This is a genomic window from Corallococcus sp. Z5C101001, from assembly GCF_007352635.1.
Taxonomy (GTDB): domain Bacteria; phylum Myxococcota; class Myxococcia; order Myxococcales; family Myxococcaceae; genus Corallococcus; species Corallococcus silvisoli.
The window spans coordinates 101,962-128,861 of the sequence record NZ_VKLU01000012.1; the positions used below are offsets into that span (position 1 = coordinate 101,962).

Annotated in this window: 21 protein-coding genes and 2 tRNA genes; 15 read left to right on the forward strand and 8 right to left on the reverse strand. The window is 69.6% G+C overall.

All coding sequences use genetic code 11. The features are described 5' to 3' along the window. Positions 1 to 495 precede the first annotated feature (495 nt). The 3 genes from acpP to FOF48_RS25950 form a co-directional block, all read right to left on the reverse strand. On the reverse strand, positions 496 to 879 hold the full coding sequence (acpP, locus tag FOF48_RS37790) for an acyl carrier protein (RefSeq protein WP_143905707.1): 384 nt from the start codon (positions 877 to 879) through the stop codon (positions 496 to 498). 591 nt (positions 880 to 1,470) lie between these two features. Next, a tRNA-Glu gene (locus FOF48_RS25945) sits at positions 1,471 to 1,543 on the reverse strand. A 12-nt stretch (positions 1,544 to 1,555) separates the two neighbouring features. Next, positions 1,556 to 1,628 (reverse strand) — tRNA-Lys (locus FOF48_RS25950). A 170-nt stretch (positions 1,629 to 1,798) separates the two neighbouring features. On the opposite strand from FOF48_RS25950, the gene greB reads away from it, so the two are divergent. The 5 genes from greB (at position 1,799) to FOF48_RS25975 (ending at position 6,038) form a co-directional block, all read left to right on the forward strand. Further along, complete coding sequence (gene greB / locus FOF48_RS25955) at positions 1,799 to 2,335, forward strand: transcription elongation factor GreB (protein WP_143905708.1); 537 nt, start codon at positions 1,799 to 1,801, stop codon at positions 2,333 to 2,335. A 9-nt stretch (positions 2,336 to 2,344) separates the two neighbouring features. After that, positions 2,345 to 3,340, forward strand: a complete 996-nt coding sequence (locus tag FOF48_RS25960) for a deacetylase (RefSeq protein ID WP_143905710.1) — start codon at positions 2,345 to 2,347, stop codon at positions 3,338 to 3,340. Between the two features lie 176 nt (positions 3,341 to 3,516). Next, positions 3,517 to 4,836 (forward strand): PhoH family protein, encoded by a 1,320-nt coding sequence (locus FOF48_RS25965; RefSeq protein WP_143905712.1) that lies wholly within the window; start codon positions 3,517 to 3,519, stop codon positions 4,834 to 4,836. A 35-nt stretch (positions 4,837 to 4,871) separates the two neighbouring features. Then, positions 4,872 to 5,189 (forward strand): YbeD family protein, encoded by a 318-nt coding sequence (locus FOF48_RS25970; protein WP_143905714.1) that lies wholly within the window; start codon positions 4,872 to 4,874, stop codon positions 5,187 to 5,189. A gap of 87 nt (positions 5,190 to 5,276) precedes the next feature. Further along, entirely contained in the window at positions 5,277 to 6,038 is a 762-nt protein-coding gene (locus FOF48_RS25975; RefSeq protein ID WP_143905716.1) for a cyclopropane-fatty-acyl-phospholipid synthase family protein, read from the forward strand. Between the two features lie 57 nt (positions 6,039 to 6,095). On the opposite strand, the gene FOF48_RS25980 is transcribed toward FOF48_RS25975, so the two are convergent. Continuing rightward, the gene (locus tag FOF48_RS25980) at positions 6,096 to 7,184 is read right to left on the reverse strand and encodes a diacylglycerol kinase family protein (protein ID WP_143905718.1); all 1,089 of its coding nucleotides are present in this window, start codon (positions 7,182 to 7,184) and stop codon (positions 6,096 to 6,098) included. A gap of 407 nt (positions 7,185 to 7,591) precedes the next feature. Between FOF48_RS25980 and dnaK the strand changes: the two genes are divergently transcribed. From dnaK to FOF48_RS26010, 6 genes are all read left to right on the forward strand, one after another. Next, entirely contained in the window at positions 7,592 to 9,505 is a 1,914-nt protein-coding gene (dnaK, locus tag FOF48_RS25985; protein WP_143905720.1) for a molecular chaperone DnaK, read from the forward strand. Positions 9,506 to 9,723: 218 nt separating this feature from the next. Further along, positions 9,724 to 10,569, forward strand: a complete 846-nt coding sequence (locus FOF48_RS25990) for a hypothetical protein (RefSeq protein ID WP_143905721.1) — start codon at positions 9,724 to 9,726, stop codon at positions 10,567 to 10,569. 27 nt (positions 10,570 to 10,596) lie between these two features. Continuing rightward, entirely contained in the window at positions 10,597 to 11,004 is a 408-nt protein-coding gene (locus FOF48_RS25995) for a thiol-disulfide oxidoreductase DCC family protein (protein WP_143905723.1), read from the forward strand. Positions 11,005 to 11,055: 51 nt separating this feature from the next. Further along, positions 11,056 to 13,587, forward strand: a complete 2,532-nt coding sequence (locus FOF48_RS26000) for an AAA family ATPase (RefSeq protein WP_143905725.1) — start codon at positions 11,056 to 11,058, stop codon at positions 13,585 to 13,587. Positions 13,588 to 13,622: 35 nt separating this feature from the next. Continuing rightward, positions 13,623 to 15,902, forward strand: coding sequence for a vWA domain-containing protein (locus FOF48_RS26005; protein WP_143905727.1), 2,280 nt, complete (start codon positions 13,623 to 13,625; stop codon positions 15,900 to 15,902). Positions 15,903 to 15,924: 22 nt separating this feature from the next. Continuing rightward, the gene (locus FOF48_RS26010) at positions 15,925 to 16,494 is read left to right on the forward strand and encodes a PspA/IM30 family protein (RefSeq protein WP_143905729.1); all 570 of its coding nucleotides are present in this window, start codon (positions 15,925 to 15,927) and stop codon (positions 16,492 to 16,494) included. A gap of 10 nt (positions 16,495 to 16,504) precedes the next feature. Here the strand turns inward: FOF48_RS26010 and FOF48_RS26015 are convergent, their stop codons facing one another. After that, the gene (locus FOF48_RS26015; RefSeq protein WP_143905731.1) at positions 16,505 to 17,386 is read right to left on the reverse strand and encodes a diadenylate cyclase; all 882 of its coding nucleotides are present in this window, start codon (positions 17,384 to 17,386) and stop codon (positions 16,505 to 16,507) included. A gap of 125 nt (positions 17,387 to 17,511) precedes the next feature. Between FOF48_RS26015 and FOF48_RS26020 the strand changes: the two genes are divergently transcribed. Beyond that, positions 17,512 to 17,874 carry a TraR/DksA C4-type zinc finger protein gene (locus FOF48_RS26020; RefSeq protein WP_120564404.1) on the forward strand — a complete coding sequence of 121 codons (363 nt, stop codon included), beginning with the start codon at positions 17,512 to 17,514 and terminating at the stop codon, positions 17,872 to 17,874. 95 nt (positions 17,875 to 17,969) lie between these two features. Here FOF48_RS26020 and FOF48_RS26025 read toward each other — a convergent pair whose 3' ends face one another. Next, positions 17,970 to 18,737, reverse strand: a complete 768-nt coding sequence (locus tag FOF48_RS26025; RefSeq protein ID WP_143905733.1) for an FHA domain-containing protein — start codon at positions 18,735 to 18,737, stop codon at positions 17,970 to 17,972. A 112-nt stretch (positions 18,738 to 18,849) separates the two neighbouring features. Here FOF48_RS26025 and FOF48_RS26030 point away from each other — a divergent pair, with 112 nt between their 5' ends. Beyond that, positions 18,850 to 20,529: a serine/threonine-protein kinase gene (locus FOF48_RS26030; RefSeq protein ID WP_143905735.1), complete on the forward strand. Its 1,680-nt coding sequence runs from the start codon at positions 18,850 to 18,852 to the stop codon at positions 20,527 to 20,529. A 159-nt stretch (positions 20,530 to 20,688) separates the two neighbouring features. On the opposite strand, the gene FOF48_RS26035 is transcribed toward FOF48_RS26030, so the two are convergent. Beyond that, on the reverse strand, positions 20,689 to 21,927 hold the full coding sequence (locus tag FOF48_RS26035; RefSeq protein WP_143905737.1) for an FHA domain-containing protein: 1,239 nt from the start codon (positions 21,925 to 21,927) through the stop codon (positions 20,689 to 20,691). A 159-nt stretch (positions 21,928 to 22,086) separates the two neighbouring features. Between FOF48_RS26035 and FOF48_RS26040 the strand changes: the two genes are divergently transcribed. Both FOF48_RS26040 and FOF48_RS26045 read left to right on the forward strand, forming a co-directional pair. Next, on the forward strand, positions 22,087 to 24,294 hold the full coding sequence (locus FOF48_RS26040; RefSeq protein WP_143905739.1) for a bifunctional (p)ppGpp synthetase/guanosine-3',5'-bis(diphosphate) 3'-pyrophosphohydrolase: 2,208 nt from the start codon (positions 22,087 to 22,089) through the stop codon (positions 24,292 to 24,294). Between the two features lie 80 nt (positions 24,295 to 24,374). Continuing rightward, entirely contained in the window at positions 24,375 to 24,761 is a 387-nt protein-coding gene (locus FOF48_RS26045) for a RidA family protein (RefSeq protein ID WP_120539974.1), read from the forward strand. 98 nt (positions 24,762 to 24,859) lie between these two features. On the opposite strand, the gene FOF48_RS26050 is transcribed toward FOF48_RS26045, so the two are convergent. After that, entirely contained in the window at positions 24,860 to 26,815 is a 1,956-nt protein-coding gene (locus tag FOF48_RS26050) for a thioredoxin domain-containing protein (RefSeq protein WP_143905741.1), read from the reverse strand. Between the last annotated feature and the right edge of the window lie 85 nt (positions 26,816 to 26,900).

Sequence of the window (26,900 nt, forward strand, 5' to 3'; positions counted from 1 at the left end):
TCGGCAGGAACGCCGCTTTGTTGTGGTGGCGTGGAATCGAGTCGCGCGCCAAGTGCCCGTGGTTGCTTGGAAATAAGGGCGGGGTCTATTGAGAGGGTAGGGATTGGCGCGGAGCCCATGGCCTACCCATGAGCAGGTTTTCCAGCCCCAGGAAGAGGCGGAGGCGTGTTGCCTCGGACCTTGCGGGGAAGATCGTGGAAAACCACAGGTCCGGAGCGAACCAGGAAGGCCCCGACGGGGATTCAAACCCATTGTTACGAGTCTGAAACGTCAGTACTTTGTTTTCAGGAAAATGTTGATGTGCCTGTCGCTCGGACGGGATGCGCCTCATCGAGCGGGGTGGCGCTCAATGGAGGGTGGGGCCTGCGGCCGCAAGGGCCGTGGACGGAGGCCGCCACGGGCCGCGGAGCAGGAGGCATCGCGGACGAGTCCCAGCTGGCCTCGTCCGCGGCGATTGAGAAGCTCAAGGCGACGACTCAAACGACAGCCGCAAGACTAAGGATTCTGGCGCCACGTGATGTAGTCGCAAACTCCGCCGACGGTGATGAATCGCTCGCTGTCTTCATCGGGGATTTCGATCCCGAACTCCATTTCCAGCGCCATGGTGAACTCAACCAGGTCGAGCCAGTCCATGCCCAGATCGTCGACAAGGCTGGCGTCCTCGGTGATGTGCTGTCGCTCGATTCCAATGAGCGATTCGATAATCGCCTTCACTGTCAGGCAGACGGGGGCGTTGAGCGGCGCGATTTGTGATGGAGGCTGAACGCACGGCTTCGGGGAAGCAGTTTGACTGGGTGACGCCAGTCCTTCGGCCGAGGCCAGCACCGATGCGAGAAAGAGACAGCCAAGCAGGGCCCGACGGCCAGCAGGGAGATGCATGTGGCTCCTGGAGTTGAGGGGAGTGTGAGCCTTTGTTGGGTCGGTCTGTTTCGTCAAGGTCTTTCATTGGGAGTTGGCGCGCTCGCCTTGTTCGATGCTTTCGCGGTGTGTGTGGTGTTTTGGTGGTGATGAAGAATTGAGGGATGGATTGGAATTTGGAGGGGTGGTGCTGATTGCGTTTAGGGAGTGATTGGAGGTCGCGAAGGAAGCAGCCCTGGTTGCTTGGGCAATTCCGCGGCCTGCGCTCGCTCGTGGCTCTCAATCACATGCGCTCGAGCGATCTGGCGGCTCGCGACACCGTTCGGTCGTCCTCGCGGCGTTGGCCTCGAGGGCGGGCGGCGTCTTCAAGAGCGTCCCAATCGTCTGGGAGCTTCGCGGGTCGACCCAGGCGGGGTGGCGGGCACGGTGTTCGCGCGCAGGGCGCCGCGCCGTCGAACGGTCCATGGATCAGTCCGCACGTCCACTTGCGGGCCGCATCTCGCGCGAGCGCCATGGGTGTCGGCCTGACGCCAACCGGCATCAAGCCGTGGCATGCGGCCAAAAAACGAACGGGGTTGGACGGTTTGATCCGTCCAACCCCGTGTTCCTGCATGTCCCCGACGGGATTCGAACCCGTGTTACCGGCTTGAAAGGCCAGCGTCCTGGGCCTCTAGACGACGGGGACGTCGTCACTGCTTGAGTCGCGGGGGGCTCGAACCCCCGACCCTCGGCTTAAAAGGCCGGTGCTCTACCAGCTGAGCTAGCGACTCGCTATTCTTTTTTTCACAGCTCTGAGCCCCGCACGCGGCCCCGCGACGCGCTTCCTACCAGCAGCGCCGGGCGAGTTCCACTGGCGATCGCAGCCGCTGCTTCCTGACACCCCCGGTGCCGGCCCTCGGTGAACATCCGCCTGTCAGCGTCCGGGGCTATACACAGGAGCATGTCCCAGGAAGTTCACGACCCGCCTGACACCCCCGAGGACGACGAGGCAGGGGAGCAGGCGCCGTTCCGCCGCTACCTCACCCGCACGGGCGCCGAGCGCATGCACCGCGAGCTCCTCCAACTGCTCAACGAGGCCCGCCCCAAGGTCACCGCAGAGGTGTCCGCCGCCGCCGCGCAGGGCGACCGTTCAGAAAACGCCGAATACATCTACGGCAAGAAGCGCCTGCGGGAGATCGACCGTCGCATCCGCTTCCTCCAGAAGCGTCTGGACACCGCCACCATCGTCACCCCCGCCGAACAGGTGGACCGCTCGAAAGTCTACTTCGGCGCCACCGTCACCCTGGAGGACGAGGGCGGAATTCGCAGCACTTACCAGATTGTCGGTTCTGACGAGATCGACGCTTCAGGTGGCCGCATCAGCGTCGAATCACCCATGGGCCGTGCGCTCCTGCGCAAGGCACCGGGTGACACCGTGGAGGTGCGGCGCCCCCGGGGGGAGATCGAGCTCACCCTGGTGGACATCCGTTACGACTAGGACGCACCCATGCCTCGGCCGCCACCGCTCAGTCCCCACTCGCGCCGCACCTATTCGCGTCTGAGCGGCCTGGACCTCTCCGCCTCCGCGGGCGAGTCCCTCTCGTTGGATGACCTGGGCCTGGAGGCGGGGGGCGACCGCGTGGGCCTGGCCTTCGGTACCTACAGCCGCGAGGGCCTGGAGCGCGCCCTCCACGCCTACGGCTTCGCCCAGCGTCTGCGAGAGCGGGTGGGCCCCTTCGAGCTGCGCCTGTCCTGCCAGGACCCCTTCCAGCCGCGCATCACCTTCCTGAGCCGCCGCTACCACGCGCCCGTCGCAGACCTGTCCCTGCGCCGGGCCACGGGCGCGGAGGTCGGCTTCACCCATGCAGCGGCGGAGGCGCCGCTGCTCTACCTGGACAGCCTCCTGCTCCAGCATCCGGGGCGCCCCTTCGACTGGAACCGTCCCCCCTTGCCCGGGCAGCTCCACCCCGGCCTCTCGCTGTCCCGCGACATCCTGGAGCTGCTGCACCTGATGGCCCGGCGCATCGGCGCGGAGGCCGTGGCGTTGATGCCCGCGACGTTCGCCGCCGCGTGCATCTACGAGCCGCGCTTCACCTTCGTGGACGGCGCCGCCCAGGGCCGCTTCAGCGCCATGCGCCGCTCCGGACGTGGCTGGCCCCGCTGGCTGCTGGCTTGGGCGGTGGAGCTGGGCTGCATGCGGGATGCGCAGGGCGAGCCCGCCCTCTACGCGCCCTCGCCGATGATCAGCCCCCTGTCGCGGCGGCTGGCGCGGCGGTTGGACACGCGCGGCTGGCACCGGGCACAGCGCTTCCAGGCGAAGCAGGGAATGACGCTCGACGAGGAGGCGTTGCAGGCGCGCTTCCCCTGGGCCCGGATGCCCTCCGGCCCTCCGCCCGAAAGGGTGGTGGAGATGCTCGGATATGATCCGCTGTCGCCCCCATCGCCGGGGCTGGACGGGGAAGAACCTGGGTCATCCTTCCTCCGGGCCAGCGCGACCTCCTGACGCCTCTTGGCGAGGCCCGTCCCGGCCGTGCTCTATCGGACGGAGCTTCGTCGTTCCGGGCGGGAATGCGGCTGGTGCCCCCTCGTTCGGTGTCTATATTGGAGGAAGCAGTCCTCCAAGGTCGTCGCTCGCCGTCAGCAATCGCACCCGAACCAGGTCAGGTCGCGAAGCCCTCGATGCGAAAGAACTTCATCCTCGACACGAACGTCCTCCTCCATGACCCCCGCAGCATCTACGGGTTCAAGGACAACAACGTCATCATCCCCATCTACGTCATCGAGGAGATCGATCAGTTCAAGCGCGATCTCTCCGAGCTGGGGCGCAACGCGCGACTGGTGGCGCGCTACCTGGATTCGTTCCGCGCGGAAGGCTCGTTGAAGGAGGGCGTCCCGCTGCCGCACGGTGGGATGCTCCGGGTGGCCTTCACCGACCGTGCGCTGCCGTCGTCCATGGCGGACAGCAACCTGGTGGACAACCGCATCCTCGCGGTCGCCCTGGACCTGATGGAGACCGAGCCGGAGACCCAGGCCGTCTTCATCACCAAGGACACCAACCTGCGCATCCGCGCCGACGCCCTGGGCCTGTCCGCCCAGGACTTCGACACCGAGCGCGTGGAGATCACCGACCTCTACACGGGCTTCACCGAACTGCTCGTGCCCAGGGACATGGTGGATCAGCTCTACAAGCCCGGTGGCGAGGTGGAGGTGCCGGCCCAGGACCGGCTCTTCCCCAACGAGCTGGTGCTGCTGAAGGACGAACTCAACCCGTCCCACACCGCCATGGCCCGCTTCCATGGAGCCAAGGCGCGGCTCGTGCCGCTCGCGCGCCAGAGCAAGGAGGGCACCTGGGGCATCCGTCCGCGCAACATGGAGCAGGCCTTCTGCCTGGACCTGCTGCTCAACGACGAGATCAAGCTCGTGACCATCGTGGGCAAGGCGGGCACGGGCAAGACGCTCCTCGCCATCGCCGCGGGCCTGCAGAAGGTGACGGAGGAGGGGCTGTACCACAAGCTGCTGGTCAGCCGTCCCATCTTCCCCCTGGGCCGAGACATCGGCTACCTGCCTGGCAGCGTCGAGGAGAAGCTCAATCCGTGGATGCAGCCCATCTTCGACAACGTGGAGTTCCTGATGAACCTGAGCCGCGCGGACAAGAAGGCCGGGCGCGGCCACCACGAACTCATCGACCTGGGGCTGATGGAGATTGAACCGCTCACGTACATCCGCGGCCGCAGCATCCCCAACCAGTTCATCATCGTGGACGAGGCGCAGAACCTCACACCCCACGAGGTGAAGACCATCCTCACGCGCGTGGGGGACAACACGAAGATCATCCTCACCGGCGACCCGTTCCAGATCGACAACCCGTACGTGGACTCGACGAACAACGGGCTCGTTCACGTGGTCAACCGCTTCAAGAACGAGAAGATCGCCGGCCACATCACCATGGCCAAGGGCGAGCGCAGCATGCTGGCCGAGCTGGCGGCCAACCTGTTGTGAGGCGCCCGACGCCCTCCGCCTGATAGAGACGTGTCATGACCCAGGACGGCACCGACAAGCCCGAGGCTCCCGGCGAAGAGAAGAAGCCCCTCATCGAGTACCCCGCTGTCTACGAGTACAAGGTGATGGGCAAGGCGACGGTCGAGGAGACCGCCGAATTCGAGGAGCACGTGCGCTCGCTCTTCCGCCGGAAGATGGGGACGGAGGTGTCCCCGGACTCCATCCATGTGCAGCACAGCCGCAAGGGGAAGTTCGTGTCCCTGAGCGTGTCGGTGCTGCTGCTGTCGGAGGAGCAGCGCCGGGCCATCTACACGGAGCTGCACCAGGATCCCCGCATCGTCTACTACCTGTGAGGCAGGCGGTGCGCGGGCACCACCCCAGGGTGGGCTGGAGCCCTCCGGCGGCTGGAAGTCCGGCCGGGGTGCGTATATGAGGGTGGAATGAGTCCCGCCGAGCACTTCCCGCTGTACCTCCCGCCGGGGGCGCAGCGCGCGTTCGGTTCGGACGACGCCACGCGCCGCTTCGCCAAGGTGGCCCAGCTCGAGCCGGGCTCGCGGGTATTGGTGCTCGGCAGTGGCCCCGAGGGCGGCGCCGCCGTGCTGTTGGCCCAGGAGCTGAAGTGCTCCGTGGTGGCCGTGGACACGGACGAAGCGCTCGTGTCCCCCGTGCGCGAGCGCGTGCGCTCCCAGGGCCTCTCCGATCGCATCGAGGTGCGCCGCGTGGCGCCGGACGCGCTGGGCATGCTGGATGGGCCGTTCCACGGCATCCTGGTGCCGGGGCGGGTGCAGTACCCGCTGGACGTCTCCCTGCGTGTGTTCCGCCCGCTCCTGGGCAAGCGCGGACGGGTGGGCTTCACCTTCCCGGCGCGCGTGGGGCGCTTCACGCCCAAGCCGGTGCTGGACTTCTGGGAGAAGCGCCTGGGCGCGCCGCTGCTGCTGCCCCGCGAACTGCTCCAGGCGTTGGAGACCGCCGGCTTCGAGCCGGAGTCCGTGGAGTCGCTGCACGACACGGAGCTGGACGCGTTCTACAAGGACCTGGAGGCGCACCTGCCAGAGGGCGCCTCGCAGGAGAGCGCCTCCCTGCGCGAGGAGCTGGCCCTGCACCGCGAGCACAACCAGAAGCCAGGGGTCAGCTACGCGTTCGCGGTGGGACGCCGCAAGGAACCGGGTGAGAAGCCCCCGGCGTCGCGCGACCGCGGCTGAGCCGGTGCTTGGGCGTGGGGGAGGGCCCGGAAGATAGGGCCCTTCAACCGCCGGGCGCTACTGCACGCCGTTGAAGTCGAGCAGCTCGATGGACTCGGGCGCCACCGACAGCGTGACCTGCTCGCGATAGCCGGCCGCGTCGCCGCCGACCTGGAAGGGCATGGGTCGCGCGAAGCGGATGGTGACCTCGCGGGCGTGGAAGTCGTGCAGGCCTTCCGGCGCCCAGCGGCCGCTCCACAGGCGGGGCAGGTTGGCCAGCACCTGCGTGGGCGTCACCTGGCCCAGGCGCAGCTGCAGGTAGCCCTGGCGATCATTGGCGTGGGGGAACATGCGGAAGCCGTAGCCATAGAAGGGCATGGTGCCCGCGGCGGCCATCATCAGCTTGCCCCGGAAGAGCACCGCGCCCGGCGCCAGCGGCGCGCCCACCGTCTGGCCCTCCGCGCCCAGGCGGTAGGCCTCCGACGCGCCGTTGACGACCTCGCACTCCACCTGCACGGAGCTGGTGAGGTAGTGCGGCACCGTCTTGAAGGCCACCGCGGAGAAGTAGCCGCCACCGCCGGACATGACCCGCTTGAACAGGCCCTTGCCCAGCGACTCCTTCACGGCGATGTAGTCGTTGAGCACCTTGCCATCCACGCCCAGGCCCGCGAACGGCGCGCGCTGCCCGTTCACCTGCACCAGGTTCATGGTGCGCACGCCGGGGACCTCCGCCGCGCGGGCACGCACCACGTCGTTGAGGATGCCATCACCCCGGGTGCTGGAGGCGTTGACGAACGCCGCGATGCCGTTCCCCGTGCCCAGCTTGAGGATGCCGAAGCGCGGCGCCGTCTGGCCGGCGAACTTCCCGCGCGGACCCACCTGCTGCAGGACCTCATTGACGAAGCCCATGAAGGTGCCGTCGCCGCCGCCGGTGAACACCGTGGGGTAGCCCCGCTCCAGCACCGTCTGCGCGATGCGGCGCGCGTCCAGCGGCGAGCGGGACAGGAACAGGTCCTCCTCCGGCACCACGTGCGACATCAGCTTGACCACCCGGGCGTCCACCTTGCGGGCGTTCGCGTTCAGCAGCACCGCGACCTTCGGTTCCGCGGACGGAAGCGCCGTCGGCGAGCGGCGGAAGTCCGTGGAACGGAGGGGCTGAACCAGCATGGGACGACTCCAAAGGGGCGGGGAGCGGTATGACAGCGCTGACGCGGTGGGGACTGTGCACTTTTCTCGCCAACCCCTGACGCGAGGCGTCAGCGCCGCACCTTGATGTGATTCCAAGGGGTTGAACGGTCAGCTGGTCCCCACTGCGACCGCCTGGTTGCTACCGCGGGGTGACGGCGGTGTAGAGCGCGTTACGCACCCGTGGCGTGGAGATGGCGTTCAGGTGACGGGCCCTCGGAGGGCCGCTGCGCACTGCGCTACGCAGGGGGCGTCATCACCTTTGCATTGGGTGCCCGGGCCTACGGGGAAACCCGTCCTGGCGTTTGACACGTCGGGGGGGGTGGTTACGTTGGGCTTACATCGGGATTTCGTAGGAAAAACGCAGTCATTTCCGGAGGATGGGAACCGTGGGCAAGATTATCGGAATCGACCTGGGCACCACGAACAGCGTGGTGGCGATCATGGAGGGTCGCGAGCCCAAGGTCATCGTCAACGAAGAGGGCGCCCCCACCACGCCGTCCGTGGTCGCGTTCACGAAGGACGGGGAGCGCCTGGTCGGTCAGGTGGCGAAGCGCCAGGCCATCACCAACCCCGAGCAGACCGTCTACTCGGTGAAGCGCTTCATGGGCCGCCGGTTCGAGGAGACCAGCGAGGAGGCGAAGCTCGTCCCCTACAAGGTCGCCCGGGGCCCCAACGGCGACGCTCGCGTGGACATCAGCGGCAAGCAGTACAGCGCGCCGGAGATCAGCGCGCAGGTGCTGCTCAAGCTCAAGCGCGCCGCGGAGAACTACCTGGGGGAGAAGGTGACGGAGGCGGTCATCACCGTCCCGGCGTACTTCAACGACGCCCAGCGCCAGGCCACCAAGGACGCCGGTGAGATCGCCGGCCTCAACGTCCGCCGCATCGTGAACGAGCCCACCGCGGCCGCGCTCGCGTACGGCATGGACAAGAAGAAGGATGAGAAGATCGCCGTCTACGACTTCGGCGGTGGCACCTTCGATGTGTCCATCCTGGAGGTGGGCGAGAGCGTCGTGGACGTGCTGGCCACCAACGGCGACACGCACCTGGGCGGCGACAACATCGACCTGGAGATCATGAACTGGCTGATCAGCGAGTTCAAGAAGGACACCGGGCTCGACGTCAGCAAGGACAAGATGGTCATCCAGCGCCTGAAGGAGGCGGCGGAGAAGGCCAAGATCGAGCTGTCCAGCGCGATGCAGACGGACATCAACCTGCCGTTCCTCACGGCGGACGCGTCCGGTCCCAAGCACCTGAACGTGAAGCTCACGCGCGCCAAGTTCGAGCAGATGATTGGCCCTCTGGTGGAGCGTTCGCTGGAGCCGTGCCGCAAGTGCCTGAAGGACGCGGGCCTGGAGCCCAAGGACCTCAACGAGGTCGTGCTCGTGGGCGGCACCACGCGCATCCCCATGGTGCAGGAGGCGGTGAAGCGGCTGTTCGGCAAGGAGCCGAACCGCACGGTGAACCCGGACGAGGTCGTGGCGGTGGGCGCCGCGGTGCAGGCGGGCGTGCTCTCCGGCGAGGTGAAGGACATCCTCCTGCTGGACGTGACGCCGCTGTCGCTGGGCGTGGAGACGCTGGGCGGCGTGATGACGAAGCTCATCGAGCGCAACACGACCATCCCCACGCGCAAGTCGGAGACCTTCTCCACGGCGGCGGACGGCCAGACGCAGGTGGAGATCCACGTGCTGCAGGGTGAGCGCGAGATGGCGGGCGACAACCGCAGCCTCGGCCGCTTCCACCTGACCGGCATGCCCCCGGCGCCGCGCGGCGTGCCGCAGATTGAGGTGACGTTCGACATCGACGCGAACGGCATCCTCAACGTCAACGCCAAGGACAAGGCGACCGGCAAGGAGCAGAAGGTCACCATCAGCCACTCGTCCGGTCTGTCGAAGGACGAAGTGGAGAAGATGGTCACCGACGCGCGCAGCAACGAGGCCGCCGACAAGTCGCGCCGCGAGCTGGTCGAGGTGAAGAACCAGGCGGAGAGCCAGGCCTACGCCGCGGAGAAGATGGTCAAGGAGAACAAGGACAAGCTCACCCCCGACGTGGCGAAGGCCATCGAGGACGGGGTGGCGGAGCTGAACAAGGTCCGCGAGGGCCAGGACAAGGACGCCATCAAGGCGGCCCTCGAGAAGCTCCAGCAGGCCAGCTACAAGGCGGCGGAGGAGATGTACCGCGCCACCGGCGGCGCGCCGGGCGCCACGCCTCCTCCGGGCGGTGAGCCCTCCGCGGCGCCGGGCTCCAGCGCCCAGCCGTCCGCGAAGGACGACGTGGTGGACGCCGAGTTCCGCCAGTCGTAAGGCCGTGAGGTCCCCACCGCGAGGCGGGGGCTGAGACTCCAGGGCCGGTGCTCCGACGAGGGGCGCCGGCCCTTCTCTTTTCTTCCGCGCCGCTGGACGGGCGTTCCGGATGCGGGATGCAGGGCGGAGGCAACCGCGCGATTTCACGTGCGCGGCCATTGGCGGAGGCACTGCAAGGAGCCGGCGGGTTCCTCGCTGTCTCCAGAAGGTGTCCCGCCATGTCCCGCATCGAATCCCTGCTGTCCGGTGTGCTCCCCGACCTCGGCGCCTCCGAGGTGGGCTTGAGCCCCCTGCCCATGCGCCCGGAGGCGGCGTCCCGTGCGCCCGCGGCCCCAGCCAACTCCGTGGAGGTGTTCCAGGGCGCCAGCGCGCCGGCCACGCCTCCCGCGCGGCCGGCCCGGGCGCGGGAGGGCAATGGCTTCGACTTCGGGGTGGGGGGCGCGTTCCCACCGAGGCCCACCGGCTCCCTGAAGGAGCAGGTGAAGCAGGGGGCGTTGCTCCTGGAGCAGACCCAGGCCGCCGCCTTCAGCGTGACGCTGGACAAGGGCACGGCGATGGACACGTACGCGCGCAAGCAACTGGGCCACCTGGATCCGAGCCCGCCCATCCCGGGAGCCCCCACATCCCTCACCGACTACGCCAGCAGCATTCCCGGCGTGTCGGCGCGGGAGGCCTACGCCGCGTTCGTGAGCAACCCGGAGCTGCTCTTCGGCGCGGCGGGCATCTCCCTGCGGCCGGCGGCGAGCGCGCTGACCGATGGTGCCCGGCTCTTCCTGGAGGAGCAGGGGCCGCCGCCGGTGTGGGCCCCCATCACCGTGAAGCTCAACGAGACCCAGCGCACGGTCCACATCACCACCCTGGACGGCCACCCGCTGCGCGGCACCAACCAGTTCATCTTCGATGATGACGGCACCGGAGGGACGCGCATCCGACAGTACTCCGCCTTCCAGGGCAGCTCCCCGGCGACGTCGGTGGGGCTCGCGCTGATGGATCCCATTGAGCGGCAACACGACATCTGGCGCGCGGTGCACGGACAACTGCATGAGATGCTCCGGCCGCGTTGACATACTGGGTCCGTGGGGAGGTGACGCGTGACGACGCTCCAGACGACACCGCCGGGACATGACGTGGTCCTCTACGACAGCCACTGCCGCATCTGCAGCGGGGCTGCACGGGAGATGCGCAAGCTGGTGGGCGGGCAGGGCACGCGGCTGCTCTCGTTCCGCGACGAGGGCGTGCTCGACGCCTTTCCAGGGGTGGCGCTGGAGCGGTGCGAGAAGGCCATGCAGCTCATCCAGGCGGACGGCCGCGTCTTCGAAGGGGCGGAGGCCATCGTTCGCGCGCTGGGCCGGCGGCCGCTGGGCCGCCTCCTCTACGTGTACTACGTGCCGGGCCTGCGCCAGCTCGCGGATGCGGTGTATGGGGTGGTGGCCCGCTACCGCTTCCGCATCGCGGGTCGCAACTGCCCCGACGAGGCCTGCGCGGTGCACTTCAAATAGGGGAAGGGGGGCGGGTAGCATGCGTCCTTCCCCGTTCGCTCCTGGCCCTCCGTGACCTCGCCTCCTCCCAACCTGCAGGCCGCCCAGTCCTTTCGCCGCTTCTTCGGGGAGCTGAGAGAGACGTACCTGGAGCGGGAAACGCTGTTCACGCAGATCGAGCTGGCGCTGCTCTGCCGCGAGCACGTGCTGGTGGTGGGGCCACCCGGGACGGCGAAGAGCGCGGTCGCCAGCGCCGTCCTGGGGCGCATCACGGACGAGGTGTCCGGGCTGCCCTCGCTGTTCTCCAAGCAGATCGCGGAGACCACCCTGCAGACGGACCTCATCGGCCCGGTGGACTTCAAGGTGCTCACGGAGACGGGGCGCACCGAATACCTCACCGACGAGGGGATGCTGGGCTCGGTGCACGCGTTCCTGGACGAGGTCTTCGACGGCCGGGACATGCTGCTGCGCTCCATCCTCAACGTGATGTACGAGCGGGAGCTGAAGCACGGCCGGAAGGTGACGGCCGGGCGCACCGAGTGCGTGGTGATGACGAGCAACCGGTACCTCACGGAGGTGCTCGCGCGCTCGCCGGAGCTGCTCCTGGCGTTCGCGGACCGGTTGAGCTTCATCAGCTTCGTGCCCAAGGCCTTCGCGCGGCGGGAGAGCCGGGCCGCGATGATGCACCGCTTCGTCCACGGGACGCGGCCGGACCTGCGCGCCACGCTGACGCTCCAGCAGTTGGATCTGCTCCAGGACGCGGTGGCCCAGGTGCGGGTGCCCGGCCACGTGCTCGAGGGCGTGGAGATGCTGACGGACGCGCTGGAGCGCGCGCTGGTGGCGCAGGTGTCGAAGCTGCCGGACTACGTGCCCACGAAGTACTTCTCGCAGCGCTCGATCGTGAAGGCGCTGTGGACGCTGAAGGCGGCGGTGGTGCGCGATCAAATCTATCGCCGCCCGGACCGGCCGCTCGAGGCGACGGTGGAGGACCTGGACGCGCTGCGCTGGTTCTTCCTGCTGGGCGGCCCGCCCGCGGCGGAGGCGGACGCGCTGCTCAAGGCCGCGGTGGACCCGCGCGAGCGGGCGCAGCTGGAGATCGTCCGGTTGGAGCAGCGCACCTTCGACGAAGTGCTCGGCAAGGTGCGCCAGGAGCTGGGCGGCGGCGTGGAGCGCGAGGCGACGGCGCTGGCGGCGGCCGATGACGTGAACGCCGCGGAGGGGCTGAGTCGCAACTGGCAGGCGGGCGTGGTGTCCAGCACCGCGCGCGGCGTCCTGGGCAAGCTGGTGCCGGGGCCGCGCCACGGCCAGAACCGGGCCCCGCTGCTGGTGGCGGCGCGCGCGCTGGTGGCCGCGCTGGAGCAGCGGCTGTCGCGGGGCATGACGGTGGGGCAGGGCGAAGGGCGAGGAGGCGTGGCGCTCCTCGTCGCCATCCGCGATGTCCTGGAGCTGAGCCGGACGGTCCCCGAGCTGCGGCCGGGATACTCCGCGCTGTGCGAGGCGTCCGCGCGGTTCCTGGAGCAGGCGCTGGAGATGAGCGCGTCCGCGGCGGAGGGGCTCGCCTTCGAGGACAGCGTGAAGATGGAGTGGCTGGCCGGGCTCGCGGAGAACCTGGAGGAGGAGCTGGGGGTGATGGGGGCGCTGGCCGCGACGATCACCGAGGCCGTCCCCTCCCTCCACGAGCGGCTGCGCGATGCCGACCGGGACACGCGCCAGCGGGTGGTGGCCGCGCTCCGGCGCAGGGTGTCGGCGGCATTCCCCGCGGGCGCCCCCCGGGGCCGCAAGGATCCGCTGGATGCGCTCTCCGCGGATTCGCGGCGCCTCTCCCAGTTGGAGCAAGCGCTGACGGCGTTGGACCCGGCGCAGGTCGGGTTGAAGCAGGAGCTGCTGCGTCCGCTGAGCGTGGCGTACGCGCGCGAGGTGCTGGGGGCGACCCCATTCGAGCGCATCGAGCAGTACGGCCGCGCGGTGCAGGCAGTGGCGGAGAACCTGCGGCGCGAGGGCGTGACCGCCGAGCCGGTGCTGGCCGAGTGCCGCGACCTGATGGAGACGCGCCTGCGCGAGCATGCCCGCGTGCTGTCGCGCGAGGTGGCCAGCCCGCCCCCCGCCCCGAACGCCGTGCTCAACGGGGATGCGTACACCTACTACCGGGGCGAGCTGTCCGCGCAGGCCCCCGATGGCGAGATGGCGGCGCTGGTGGGGCTGGATGGACAGCTGATGGCGGCGCGTCCCCCGTCGGCGGCGGCCTTCCTCTCCGACACGGTGCGCGCCGCGGTGGCCGAGGCGGAGCTGTCCTTCCTCCAGTCGCGCATCAAGTACCTGCGCAGCTGGCTGACGCAGCTGTTGTCCGCGCTGCCCGCCCCGGAGGCGCTGAATGGTCGCGCCGACGCGGAGCGCACCTTCGAACGGCTGGTGCGCAGCCGCTTCCCCCTGCTCGCGCTGAAGGAGGGGGAGCTGGTGCGGCTCAAGGCCACCCTGGGCATGCTGGAGACGCTTCCGGGGGAGCTGGGGGACAGCGCGCGCAAGCTGTCCGCGCAGCTTCGCGGCATCGACGAGGACTTCGGGCGCTTCAGCCGGCAGGTGCTGGAGCGGCGGACCGCGCCGTGAGCGCGGCGGCCGTGCACGGAAGGCGGCGCTGAGACGTGCTGGCGCGTCGACTCACCCCCTTGCGGCAGCGCCTGGATGCGCTGCGACAGCCCGCCACGGCGCGGGGGGCCGCGTGGTCCTGGCCCTTCGGCCGCAAGCTGCGGGGGCCGGAGGACCTGACCTTGCCAGTGCTCGTGGCGCTCGACCGCGAGCTGGATCGGGTGGGCGTCCACACCGCCGCGGATGCCCGGCTGCTGCTCGCGCTGGGCACCCAGCGGGGCAGGGCGGGGGCGCTCGCGCAGGGCCTGGGGGCTCGCGCGAGCCAGGCCCTGGAGGAGTACGATGAGTGCCTTCGCCTCGTGGAGCGGGCGCACCGCGCTGGAGAGGTGCCAGCGGGGGCCCTGACCGCGCTGGACCGGGGCTTCGTGCGGCTGGCCCGCGCGGTGAAAGTGGCGGACCTCTTCAGCCGGCCGTTGGAGGCGCAGGCCGGGGACGAGGCCCCCTTCGAGATCTTCGCGCGCCCCAGCGACACGACCCGCGAGCAGCCCCCCACCCACGCTCGGCTGGCCATCGCGGAGCTGCTGGCCGCCCGCGCGCGTGAGAACGTCATCGACCTGGTGCAGAAGCGGCGCGACCTGGACCTCGCCCATGAACTGCTCCTGCGTCTGGGGGCGGACGCGGACCGCGCGCGGAGCATGGCGCTGCGCAACGACGTGGCCGAGGCGCGCGAGCGTGTGCGCGAGGTGCCGCCCACGCGCTCCCTGGAGGCGCTGGTCCGCGACGTGCGAGAGGGCGCGAAGAAGGACCCCCGGGGGGCCTACCGCTCCCTGCAGGGGCTCTACGAGCGGGCGCTGGAGGCAGGGGACTCGGAGCTGGCCTCCGCCGCACGGCGCGCGCTGACGCCATTGCTGCCCCCGGAGCACCGGCTGACGCGGATGGTGGAGGAGGCCGAGTCGGAGGCGCGGCTCCAGTGGCTTGGAGAGTCGGACGCGGCGGAGGACTCCGGCCGCGAAGACGCGGACGCGCCGGACGAGCAGCTGGCGGACCTGGCGTTCTCGCTGAAGCCGGAACAGCTGGCCACGTTCGACCTGGCGGCCGGGTGCGCCCGCTACTTCGACGTGGAGGATTCGCTGACCGAGGAAGTGGTCGAAGCGGACACGGCCGCGGCGCGGGCCGTTCCTCGGCAGGTGCCCTATCCGACGCAGACGATGTCCTTCGCCACGACGGGGAGCCTGGACGAGGTCCACCACTTCGTCATCACCGATCCCCGGCGGCTCCTCCAGGACCTCGCCGCGCACCGGCAGCTGGTGCGGACCTATCTGGATGACGCGCCTCCGCCCCGTCCACGCAAGGTGAAGCGCACCGCCGTGCGGGTGTACGTCTGCGACGCGTCCGGGTCCATGCACGGTGCGCGGGCACGCTTCCGGGACGCGTTGATCATCGCGGAGCTGAACAACCTGCGGGTCAAGGCGAGGCGCGAGGAGAGCTTCGACCCGCTCTACTTCAGCTTCTTCAACGACGTGCCCACGGAGCTGGCCCGCGTGGACACCGCCGCGGAGGCGACCCGGCAGATTGAAAAGCTCTTCCGCGACTCGCCCGCCGAGGGACAGACGGACATCTCGCTGGCCCTCCTGTCCGCCTTCGACTCCATCCGGGCCGCGCAGGGGCGCGACCCGTACCTCGCGCGCGCCACGGTGGTGCTCATCACCGACGGCGAGGATCGCGTGGACCTGGACCTCATCCGCCGCACCCGCGCGCCCATGGGGGCCCTGGACATCTCGCTGAGCTTCATCTCGCTGGGCGAGGAGAACGCGGACCTCAAGTCCCTGGTGTTGGAGCAGCGCGCCGCCGGGGGCCGTGCCTTCTACCATCCGCTCTCCGACGAGGAGATCCGCTGGGCCCGCACGGAGTTCGACACGCCCTGGCGCACGCTGCTGCCGCGCGACGTGCCTGCCTCCCTGGAAGCACTGGAGGCGCTGGCCCCGCACCTGGACGCGCTGGAGGCGGTGGCCGCCGGACGCACGCCCGGAGCCAGCGTGGCGGTGGAGGCGTCCTTCGACGCGCTCTTCCCCGCCGCGCCCGCGCCGCCGGCCGTGCCGGAGGTGCCCGGTCCGGACCTCGTGGCGCGGGTGGTGGACATCCTGGAGGCGGTGGGCGAGGCCGCGTCGCTCGCGTCCGCGGACCGGCGCGCCACGGAGAGCGTGGTGTTGCTGCAGCACCTGCTGTCCGTCTACGGGCTCACGCCCGCGCGCTACCTGGCCGCGCTGGCCGCGGGAGGCCGTCCGGTGGGCGACGCGCTGGAACGGGTGCGGCTGCTCTGCCGTCCGTTCGGGTAGACTGCGCCCCAAGGCACGCGCCATGTTCGGCTTCCTCAAACGCAAGAAGGCGCCCCCGGCGCCCGTGGATCCCCTGGCCACGTTCGACCGGCTCATCGAGGACCTGGAGCGCCAGTCCTCCGAGGTGCGCAAGTCCGCCGCCACGCTGCTGGCCCTCAAGGGGGAGCTGTCCCGCGGGGTGACCCGCTACACCGCCCGCCTGGGCGACATCGCCGGCCGGTGCCAGACGGCCCAGGAGCGGGGGGACGCGAAGGGCGTGGGCGTTCTGGAGCGCGACCGGGTGCAGACGGAGCGCCTGCTGGAGTCCGCGCGCGAGTCGCTGCGCCGGGCGGAGCAGGACTCGGCGCTGCTGCTCACCGCGGCCGGCGAGCTGGGCGAGCGCGTGGCCGACCTGCGCATCGAACGCGAGAGCGCGTCCGTCCGCATCGCCGCGGGCGGTGTCGTCACCGAGGCGCTCCGCGAGCAGGTGGAGCGCTTCGACCGGGTGCTGGCGCTGGAGGCGGCGCGTGACGAGGTGGAGAAGGCCCACGCCCTGGCGGACATCTACCGCGAGGAGCAGCGGCCCGCCGCGGCGCCGGAGCGCGTGAAGTAGGGCCGCCGCGCTAGGTGCGCCGCGCCGTCTGGTGCAGCTCCAGCACGATGCTGCCGCCCTTGAGCAGGCGCACCGCGCCGGACGTCTGGCTCACGACGAGCGCGATGCAGTGGGTGGTGGACGTGATGCCCGAGGCGGCCGCGTGGCGGGCGCCCAGTCCCAGGGGAATCTTCACCGTGTCGTCGTTGGCGGACAGGTAGCGGCCGGCGGACAGCACCACGCCGTCCTCGCGGATGACGAACGCGCCGTCCAGCACGGAGAAGTTCTTGATGGCGTCGCGGATCTTCGGGTCGAGCACGTTGCGCTCGGCCTCCGACAGACCCTGGAACGGGTTGATGGTGAGCTGCCGGCTCTTCTCCAGCACGCTCGTGTGGTCGCCAATCGTGATGATGGTCCCGATGGGATGGCCCTCGAAGCCCTCCTGACCAATCTGGAGCGCCAGCTGGATGAGCGCGTCCACCACCTGCGAGTTGAACTCCTCGCCCAGCTTCACGCCCTCGATGGCCAGCCGGTCGTCCAGCGACCCGCCGATCCGCATCTGCATCAGCGTGTCCGGCGCCCGGCCCACCTTGCCCGTCATGCAGAGCACCAGGTCGCCCTCCTTGAACGCCCCCTGGGACAGGGCGGACACGAGCGCCACCTTCACCCGCTCGGTGCGCGAGTAGTCGTAGGCGGGAATCACGAGCGCCCGGACCTTCTTGGCGAGGAGCTCTTGCGCCAGTTTGTCCAGCGTTACCGCGTACACGAGCTTCTTGCGCGCGGGACGACCTCGCAGGTCCTCGGGAGGAATGGGCGTGTCGCAGATGTAGAGGAAGTGGTCGACGTCGCTCTTGGCGGCCAGGGAAAGCGCCGAGCGCAAGAATTCTCGATCGAACTTCGTGTTGTCGCTCAAGGGGCCCCTCATGCACCCACGATTTGAAGCAGGTCAGCTTGACACTGCAATCTGCATGAATAAAGCTTTCGGGCCCTTTTTTTCGGGGTCAGGCCCCCTCTACCCGTCCAACGGAGCCGCAGGCTGTGAACCAGAAAGATCTCAAGCGTTACAAGAAGATGCTCGAGGACAGCAAAACGAGCCTGCTCGAAAGCGCGAAGAAGACCCTGGTGGAGGAATCGTCCTTCGACACGGACGACCTGCCTGACGAAATCGACCAGGCCGCTTCCGAGTACACCCAGTCCATGGTCTTCCGTCTGCGCGACCGGGAGAAGTTCCTTCTGCAGAAGATCGACGGCGCGCTCAAGCGCGTGGAAGACGGCACCTTCGGCATCTGCGAGCGGTGCGAGGAGGACATCTCCCCCAAGCGCCTGGATGCGCGTCCCGTGACGACGCTCTGCATCCGCTGCAAGGAGGAGCAGGAGAAGAAGGAGAAGTCCTACGGCTGAGGCCGGAGCGTCACACCTTCCCGGCCGCACGGTGCCATCACGGGCCCGTGCGGCCCTCCCTTCGCGGGAGGAGGCCGCGGACGGTGGAGCCCGCGTCAGGCCGCGACGGGCTGGATCTCCACGCGCAGCAGCTGGCGGCCGATGAGGAAGTGGTCGCCGTTGTCGACGAAGGTCGGCCCCGCCAGACGGATGAAGGTGCCGTTGGACGAGCCCACGTCCCGCACCATCAGCCGGTCCCCCCGCACCTGGAGCAGCGCGTGCCGCCCGGACACGAAGCCGTCCGTGGGGAAGGCGATGTCCCCCTGCTCGCGACCCAGCAGGTTGTCGCCGTCCTTGAGGGGATAGGCCGCGCCGCGCAGGCCACCCTCCAGCAGTTGGATCAACCGCAGCCGGTAGCCCGGATCCGGCGAGCCCCACACCTGCGTGCCGCCCGGACCGAGCGCCGCGGTGGGGATGGGCTCCAGCACCAGCCGCTGGCGGCCCAGGCGCAGCTCGCCTCCGGCGGGCAGCTCTCGCTCGTTGCGCAGGCGCACGAAGACGCCGTTGGCGCCGCCCACGTCCTCCACGGCGAGCCGCGCGCCGGAGAAGAAGAAGCGCGCCTGCACGGGCATGATGAAGGGGTCGTCGTTGAGCGCGATGTCCGCCTGCTGGCCGCAGGTGAGGGTGTCGCGCTGCATGCGCACGAGGGACTCGGGGCCCCCGTCCGCCCGTACGACGCGGATGGACACCTGGGGGCGCGACGAGATGTGCGCCACGGCCATCACCATCGTTCCGGAGCGCAGCGCCGAGCCGCAGGCTCGGCAGACGGTGGCATCCCGGGAATTCTCGGTGTCACAACGGGGGCAGTAGTCCACGGCGTCCATGGGAGGGTCCCTTCTAGCAGGCCCGCGCGGCGTTGTGGGGCCCTGGCGCACGCGGCTTGCTCCCCACCCGAGCGACGTGGTGAAGTCCCGACCCCACTCACTGGACGCTGACGTGTACTGCCCTTCCTGCGGCGCTGAAGCCGAAGACTCTTCCCGCTACTGCCCCGCCTGCGGCGCCACGCTCCTGCGCTCGGCGGAGGGCGGCGACGAATACGTCGGCAAGACGATTGCCGCCAAGTACCGGGTGGAGGCCCTGATTGGCGAGGGCGGCATGGGCAAGGTGTACCGCGCCCGGCAGCTCGCGCTGGACAAGGTCGTGGTGCTGAAGGTGCTGCGCCACACGCTGCTGTCGGACGAGCGCACCGTTGCGCGCTTCCAGCGCGAGGCCAAGGCGGCCAGCCGGCTCAACCACCCCAACTCCATCAGCGTGCTGGACTTCGGCCAGGCCGACGACGGCGCGCTCTTCATCGCGATGGAGTACGTGGCCGGGCAGGACCTGCACCAGCTCCTCAGCCGTGAGTGGCCGCTGGGCGAGGCGCGCGTGGTGCGCATCGTCCTCCAGATCCTGAGCGCGCTGTCGGACGCGCATGGCGCGGGCGTCATCCACCGGGACCTGAAGCCCGAGAACATCATGGTGGAGCAGCGCCGCAACGAGCCGGACTTCGTGAAGGTGCTGGACTTCGGCATCGCGAAGATCACCGACTCGCAGGACGAGGGCCCGGCCCTCACGCGCGCGGGCTTCGTGTGCGGCACCCCCGAGTACATGTCGCCGGAGCAGGCGCGGGGCGCGGTGTTGGATCACCGCTCGGACCTGTACGCGGTGGGCGTCATCCTCTACCAGCTGACGACGGGCCTGCTGCCCTTCGAGTCCGACTCGGCGGTGGGCTTCGCGACCAAGCACCTCACGGAGGAGCCTCCTCCCCCCACGCGCCGCCGTCCGGACGCGCGCATCTCCCCGGGAATGGAGCGGTTGATCCTCCGCGTCCTGTCCAAGGACCCGGATGACCGGCCGGCCAACGCCGCGGCCTTCAAGACGGAGCTGCTGGCGGTCGACAAGGAGCGCCGGCGGGGCGGGGCGGCCGAGACCGGGGGACGCCGTCCGCAGGCCTCCAACGTGCTGGCCCCCATCCCGCGCAAGTCGCAGGCCGCGCACAACTCCTCGCGCAACGACACCGGCTGGAACGACGTGACGGTGGAGGCCACCGTGCAGGGGCTGGCCAACGCGCGCACCCCGGTGTCGGAGGAGGCCACGCTGTCACCCGAGGACGTGCGGGGCAGCCGCACCGCCGTGTCCGCGTCCACCCCCAGCGGTGGCGAGGGGATCATCCTCTTCTTCAAGGCGCTGACCACCGTGCTGGTGCTGGGGGCGGTGGGCTTCTTCGTCTACTACTTCGGCGTGGGCGCGGGCAGCGGCAGCGAAGGCAACCAGTACCAGCCGCCGCCCAACGCCCCTCGCCAGCTCACCGCGGGCACGGATCAGCCCGAGTACCTGCGGCAGATCCCCAGCACCTCGCGCAACGTGGACAAGGCGCGCAAGCTGACGCAGGACGGGGACCGCGACGTGCTCGCGGGAGAGCTGACCCGCGCGACCTCCAGCTACAAGGAAGCCTTCCTCTTCAACCCGGAGGCGGAGCTGGCGCTCAAGCTGGGCGAGCTGTACTGGCAGCGCGAGAACACGGATGAGGCGCGCGGCTGGTGGGTGCGCCACCTGACCGACATGCCGGATTCGCGGGCGCGTGCGTACATCGAGCTGCGGCTGGGCAGCCCCGTGGCGCGTCCCTCGTCCCCCTGAATCGTGGGGCCCCGCGGCTTGAAGCGCGTGGGCCCGGACCGCGGGCGGTCGGGCGTGTTCGTGCCCCAGACCCTCGGACCTTTGGGTGAGACGGCCACCCGCGGCGCACGTGAGGCATGCCCCCGCGGGGCCCGGCGGGTCGGCCCGGAGGAGCCTCCGTCAGCCGAGCGTTTCCACCTGCATCACGTGCTGGCCCAGGCGGACCCGGTCGCCCGGACGCAGGGGCCGCTCCGTGGCCGGGGGGATTCGCACGAAGGTGCCCAGTCCGCCGGAGAGGTCGCGGAGCATGGCGCCCGTCGCCGTGGGGCTCAGCTCGCAGTGCCGGCCGGCGAGCCCTTCATCGTGCGGATAGGCGAGGTCGCAGTGCGCCTGTCCGATGGTGAGCAGCGCCGCCGCCGTCACCACCGCGCGGCCCGCCCTGCCACCCATGTGCACTTCCTCCACGCCGTAGAGCGCCTGCCCCAGCGGCACCGGTGAGCCGTATGGGTTGGGGCGGCCGACCACCGGCGGAGGGGCCTCCACGCGGCCGGTGAAGCGGAACAGCCGCTGGCCCGCGCTGAAGAGCGCCCGGGGCGCCAGGGCCTCCGTGCCGGCGAAGGTGACGTAGACGCCCGACGCGCTCGACTCGTCGCGAACGAAGAGGGCGCCGTCCTTCACCAGGAAGGTGGCGTGCAGCGGCGACACGAAGACGTCGTCGGGGAAGAGGATGGCGCCGCGCTGGCGGCCCACCACGCACCCCGTCACCGGGAGCTTGTAGCGCTGGCCGCGCGTCGTCCCGGCGATCACCGCCAGTCCGAAGCGAGAAGCCACCGGCGGTGGACGCGCCGCGGGCGCCGTGGCCCCCGTGGTCGCGGGCGGCGAGCCAGTCCCCACCGGGGCCGTGGCACCCGTGTTCGCCGGGGCTGTGGTGCCAGCACCTACCGGCGCCATTCCACCCGTGCCGCCCCGGGCGGGGAGGGCGCTGTCGGGCACGGGCGGGGGCGGGCGGGTGTTCGCGGGCGGCAGGGCCGGCCCATACCCCGCTCGCGGCGGGGGGGGCGGGGTACCGGATGCGGGGGCCGCCGCACGGCGGGCCTCCACCATCAGCCCGGCGGCGGCGGTGGGCGGCGGGGTGCGCGCCGAGGGCTTGAGCCCGGGGGGCACCGCGCTGGGCGGCGGGGGCGGCGTAGGCGGCGCCAGGACCTCACCCGGACGCGTGAAACTGGACACCGCGGCGGGGCGACCCGGGCCGGGCGGCGGGGTCGCCGGCCGGGCGGGAGGCGCGGCCACCACGCGGGGGGCCGGGGCGGCCTCCCCCAGCGCCTGGCCGCACAGTGCGCAGGTGGCCGAGCGTGGCGGGTTGTAACCGTCACAGTTCGGGCAGACCACCGGGAGCGCGGACAGCAGAAGCTGAGACATGGTCGGAGGGCCAATCTACGAGGGCGTGAAACGCCGGGTCAACGAATGCCTTGAGCCAATCCCCGGGGATTCCAGGGTCCAGGACCCGCCGGGGAGACGCGATGTTCCAGGGCGACGTTGCCCCTGCTGTTTGAGGCAGTTACGATTGTCACCGCCTCGATGATTCGCCTGAACGACATCCTGCAGCGGGTTGCGTCGTACCACCCGGACCCCGACCTGGACATCATCAAGAAGGCGTACGTCTACTCGGCCAAGGTCCATCAGGGACAACTCCGCAAGTCGGGAGAGCCCTATCTCGTCCACCCGCTGGAGGTGGCGGGCATCCTGGCGGAGCTGAAGCTGGACGAGGCGTCCATCGTCACCGGCCTGCTCCACGACACCATCGAGGACACGCTCGCCACCGCGGAGGAGCTCACGGAGCTGTTCGGCCCGGAGGTCGCCCAGCTGGTGGACGGCGTGACGAAGCTGTCCAAGTTCTCCGCGTCCGCGACGCTCTCCCAGGAGGAGAAGCAGGCGGAGAACTTCCGCAAGATGATCATCGCGATGGCGCAGGACATCCGCGTCATCCTCGTGAAGCTGGCGGACCGCACGCACAACATGCGGACGTTGGATCACATGTCCGAGGAGAAGCAGGCCCGCATCGGACAGGAGACGCTGGACATCTACGCGCCCCTGGCCAACCGCCTGGGCATCTCCTGGATCAAGACGGAGCTGGAGGACCTGTCCTTCCGCTACGTGAAGCCGCAGGAGTTCTTCGCGCTGGAGGAGCAGCTCAACAAGCGCAAGAAGGAGCGCGAGGCGTACATCGAGGACACGTGCGACCTGATGCGCGCCAAGCTCCAGGAGCGCGGGCTCAAGGGCGACGTCTCCGGCCGCTTCAAGCACGTCTACAGCATCTGGAAGAAGATCAAGTCGCAGGGCATCGACTTCGATCAGATCCACGACATCATCGCCTTCCGCATCATCGCGCCCGCGGTCCCCGCCTGCTACGAGGCGCTGGGCATGGTGCACCAGATGTGGAAGCCGGTGCCGGGGCGCTTCAAGGACTTCATCGCCATCCCCAAGCCCAACATGTACCAGTCCCTGCACACCACGGTGATTGGTCCGTTGAGCGAGCGCGTGGAGGTGCAGATCCGCACCGCGGAGATGCACAAGATCGCCGAAGAGGGCATCGCGGCGCACTGGGCCTACAAGGAAGGCCGCGCGCCCATCTCCAAGGATGATGAGAAGTTCGCCTGGCTGCGCCAGCTGATGGAGTGGCAGCAGGACCTCAAGGACCCCAAGGAGTTCCTGGAGACGGTGAAGGTGGACCTCTTCACCGACGAGGTCTTCGTCTTCACGCCCAAGGGCGACGTGCGCAGCCTGCCGCGCGGCGCGACGCCGGTGGACTTCGCGTACGCCATCCACTCGGACGTGGGCGGCCGGTGCGTGGGCGCGAAGGTGAACGGGAAGATCGTCCCCCTGCGCTACAAGCTGAAGAACGGCGACACGGTGGAGGTCCTCACCAGCCCGCAGGCGCACCCGTCCAAGGACTGGCTCACCTTCGTCAAGACGAGCCGCGCGCAGCAGCGCATCCGCGGCTTCATCAAGCAGCAGCAGCGCGACAAGAGCCTGCAGCTGGGCCGCGAGCTGGTGGAGCGCGAGTTCAAGCGCTTCCAGCTCAACTTCAACAAGCAGATGAAGAACGGCGAGCTCAAGAAGGTCGCCGAGGAGCTGGGCTTCCGCGTCGAGGACGACCTGCTGGTCGCCATCGGCTATGGCAAGGTGACGCCGCAGCAGTTGGTGCTGCGCATCGTGCCGCAGGACAAGCTGGCGCAGGCGGAGCCCCCTCCGCGCCCCGTGGACGGCAACGGCACGGCGGCGAACGGCTCCATGCTGCCGGGCCTGTCGCGCATGACGGACCTGGCCAAGCGGCTGGTGGGGCGCAACAACCGCAGCGGCGTCCAGATTGGCGGCGTGGACGACGTGCTGGTGCGCTTCGGGCGCTGTTGCAACCCCGTTCCCGGGGACCCCATCGCGGGGTTCATCACCCGGGGGCGGGGGGTGACGGTGCACACGGTGGGGTGTGAGAAGGCCCTGGCCACGGACCCCGAGCGGCGCGTGGACGTGTCCTGGGACGTGAAGGGCGACTTCAAGCGGCCCGTGACGCTGCGCGTCCTGACGGCGGACCGGCCGGGCCTGCTGGCGGACATCACCAACACGTTCTCCAAGAAGAGCGTCAACATCTCCCAGGCCAACTGCCGGGCCACCGGCGACGACCGGGCGGTGAACACCTTCGAGGTCACCATCTCCGACCTCAAGCAGCTGACGGACCTGATGCGCTCCATCGAGCGGTTGACGGGCGTCTACTCCGTCGAGCGAATCTAGGCCCGGCCTGTGCTACAGCGCGCGGCGGACCCGCGGTCCCCCGTTCTCGTGGGGGGCCGCCTCAACGCGAGGTGTGCTGCATGGCGCGCAAGGCAATCCACTCCGACGACGCCCCCAAGGCGATTGGCCCCTACTCCCAGGCGGTGCAGGTGGACGCCGGGAAGCTGACCTTCCTGTCCGGCCAGATTCCCCTGGACCCGAAGACGATGGAGATCGTCCCCGGCGACGTCGTCGCGCAGGCCGAGCGCGTGATGGAGAACCTGAAGGCCGTGCTCGCCGCCAGCGGCCTGGACTTCTCCCACGTCGTTCGCTGCACCATCTTCCTCACCGACCTGGGCGACTTCGCGAAGGTGAACGAAGTCTACGGCCGCGCCTTCACCGGGGCCCCCCCGGCCCGCGCCACCGTGCAGGTGTCCGCGCTGCCGCGCGGCTCCAAGGTGGAGATCGACGCCATCGCCGTCTCCTGAGCGACACCGGAAGCACGCTGGAAACACGAAGGCCGCCGGTTCCCGCTTCGGGAGCCGACGGCCTTCGGTGCTTCAGCAGGGGAGGCTGCGCGGGAGGGCTACTTCGCCTCGGCCGCCACGGCTCCTCCGGCCTTCTTCAGCTCCTCGTCGATGACCTTCTTGAAGGCGTCGAAGGGCTGCGCACCCACCAGCGTGCGGCCGTTGATGAAGAAGGTGGGCGTGCCGTTGGCGCCCTTGGCGGCGCCGTCCGCCATGTCCGCCTCGATCTGCTTGTCGAACTTGTCGCTGTCCAGGGCGGCCTTGAACTTCGCCATGTCCAGCTTCAGCTCCTGCGCGTACTTCTCCAGGCTGGCGCGGTCCAGCGCGCGCTGGTTGGCGAACAGCTTGTCGTGCATCTCCCAGAACTTGCCCTGCTCGTTCGCGGCCATGGAGGCCTGCGCCGCGATCTTCGCGTGCTGGTGGAAGGGCAGCGGCTGGTGCTTGAAGGCGAACTTGACCTTGCCCTTGTACTCCTTCTCCACCTGCTCGATGGTCGGCACGGCGCGGCCGCAGAAGGGGCACTCGAAGTCGGACCAGGCGACGATGGTGACGGGCGCGTTCTTCGCGCCGCGCACCGGCGCGCTGCCCAGCTCCACCTTCTGCACGGCCGGCTCGGCGGGCGCCGCGGGGGCGGCCGGAGCGGCGTTCACGTTGTCCTGGTTCAGCTTGGCGTAGAGGTCCTCCGCCTTGGTGCCGGCGGCGAGCGCCTTGTCGGCCTTGGCGATCTCCTCGTCGATGAGGGGCTTGAAGGCCTCGAAGGGCTGCGCGCCGGAGAGGAAGCGGCCGTTGATGAAGAAGGCCGGCGTGCCGTTGGCGCCCACGGCCATGCCCGCCGCGGAGTCCGCGTCCAGCTTGGCGGCGAACTTGTCGCTGTCCAGGGCGGCCTTGAACTTCGCCATGTCCAGCTTCAGCTCCTGCGCGTACTTCTCCAGGCTGGCGCGGTCCAGCGCGCGCTGGTTGGCGAAGAGCTTGTCGTGCATCTCCCAGAACTTGCCCTGCTCGTGGGCGGCCATGGAGGCCTGCGCCGCGATCTTCGCGTTCGCGTGCATGGGCAGCGGCTGGTGGCGGAACACCACGCGCACGTCCTTGCCGTAGGTGTCCTTGATCTTGGTGAGGGTCGGCACCGCGCGGCTGCAGAACGGGCACTCGAAGTCGGACCACTCGACGATGGTCACCTTGGCGGTGGCCGGGCCGAAGACGGGCGAGTCCGCGGGGATCTCGACCTTCTTCGCGGCGGCGGCCGGCTCCGGGGCCTGGGCGGCGCGGGTGGGGGCGCGCTCGAGGCCCTTCTCGACGGTGCGCGCGTACACCTGCGACGGGGCGACGCCGGTCTTCACCAGGCCCTCGGCCTTGGCGAGCTCCTCGTCGATGAGGGCCTTGAAGTTCTCGATGGGCTGCGCGCCGGAGAGGAAGCGGCCGTTGATGAAGAAGGCCGGCGTGCCGTTGGCGCCCAGCTGCTGGGCCAGGGCCTGCTCCTGGTTGATGGTGTCGGACAGACGTTGCGCGGTCATGTCCTCCTTCCACTTGGCCACATCCAGGCCGATCTGCTTGGCGTAGCCCTCCAGGCTCTCCCCATCCAGCTTCTTCTGGTTGGCGAAGAGGACGTCGTGCATCTCCCAGTACTTGCCCTGCTCACCGGCCGCGAGCGCCGCGAGGGCCGCGGGCTTGGCGTGCGGGTGGAAGGACAGCGGGTTCTGGCGCATCACCACGCGCAGCTTGCTGCCGTAGTCCTTCTGGAGCTGCACGACGGTGTTGTGCGCGCGGCTGCAGAACGGGCACTCGTAGTCGGAGAACTCCACCACGGTGACGAGCGCGTTGACGCTGCCCTTGGAGGGAGCGCCGTCGATGGGCACCTTGAAGACGGTGGGGTCCACCTGGCGCGCCGCGGGCTTGTTGGCCCCCTGCGCGACGGTGGGGGTGTTACCAGGGGTGGCTTTCGAGCCGCTGGCGGCACGGCCGCCAACGAACCCGAGCACCAAGCCCACCAACAGGGCCACGATGACATTGGGCTTCATGGGTTGGGAATGCTCCTGCGCCATAGGTCCGACTCCGGGCCCCAAGCGGGTGTCTGGGTAGGGAAAGGGGCGGGGTACTTAACAG

Coding starts and splice junctions, on each gene's coding strand:
- acpP (WP_143905707.1), bottom strand. CDS start 879: ATGCATCTCCCTGCTGGCCGTCGGGCCCTGCTTGGCTGTCTCTTTCTC.
- greB (WP_143905708.1), top strand. CDS start 1,799: ATGTCCCAGGAAGTTCACGACCCGCCTGACACCCCCGAGGACGACGAG.
- FOF48_RS25960 (WP_143905710.1), top strand. CDS start 2,345: ATGCCTCGGCCGCCACCGCTCAGTCCCCACTCGCGCCGCACCTATTCG.
- FOF48_RS25965 (WP_143905712.1), top strand. CDS start 3,517: ATGCGAAAGAACTTCATCCTCGACACGAACGTCCTCCTCCATGACCCC.
- FOF48_RS25970 (WP_143905714.1), top strand. CDS start 4,872: ATGACCCAGGACGGCACCGACAAGCCCGAGGCTCCCGGCGAAGAGAAG.
- FOF48_RS25975 (WP_143905716.1), top strand. CDS start 5,277: ATGAGTCCCGCCGAGCACTTCCCGCTGTACCTCCCGCCGGGGGCGCAG.
- FOF48_RS25980 (WP_143905718.1), bottom strand. CDS start 7,184: ATGCTGGTTCAGCCCCTCCGTTCCACGGACTTCCGCCGCTCGCCGACG.
- FOF48_RS25990 (WP_143905721.1), top strand. CDS start 9,724: ATGTCCCGCATCGAATCCCTGCTGTCCGGTGTGCTCCCCGACCTCGGC.
- FOF48_RS26010 (WP_143905729.1), top strand. CDS start 15,925: ATGTTCGGCTTCCTCAAACGCAAGAAGGCGCCCCCGGCGCCCGTGGAT.
- FOF48_RS26025 (WP_143905733.1), bottom strand. CDS start 18,737: ATGGACGCCGTGGACTACTGCCCCCGTTGTGACACCGAGAATTCCCGG.
- FOF48_RS26035 (WP_143905737.1), bottom strand. CDS start 21,927: ATGTCTCAGCTTCTGCTGTCCGCGCTCCCGGTGGTCTGCCCGAACTGT.
- FOF48_RS26040 (WP_143905739.1), top strand. CDS start 22,087: ATGATTCGCCTGAACGACATCCTGCAGCGGGTTGCGTCGTACCACCCG.
- FOF48_RS26045 (WP_120539974.1), top strand. CDS start 24,375: ATGGCGCGCAAGGCAATCCACTCCGACGACGCCCCCAAGGCGATTGGC.
- FOF48_RS26050 (WP_143905741.1), bottom strand. CDS start 26,815: ATGAAGCCCAATGTCATCGTGGCCCTGTTGGTGGGCTTGGTGCTCGGG.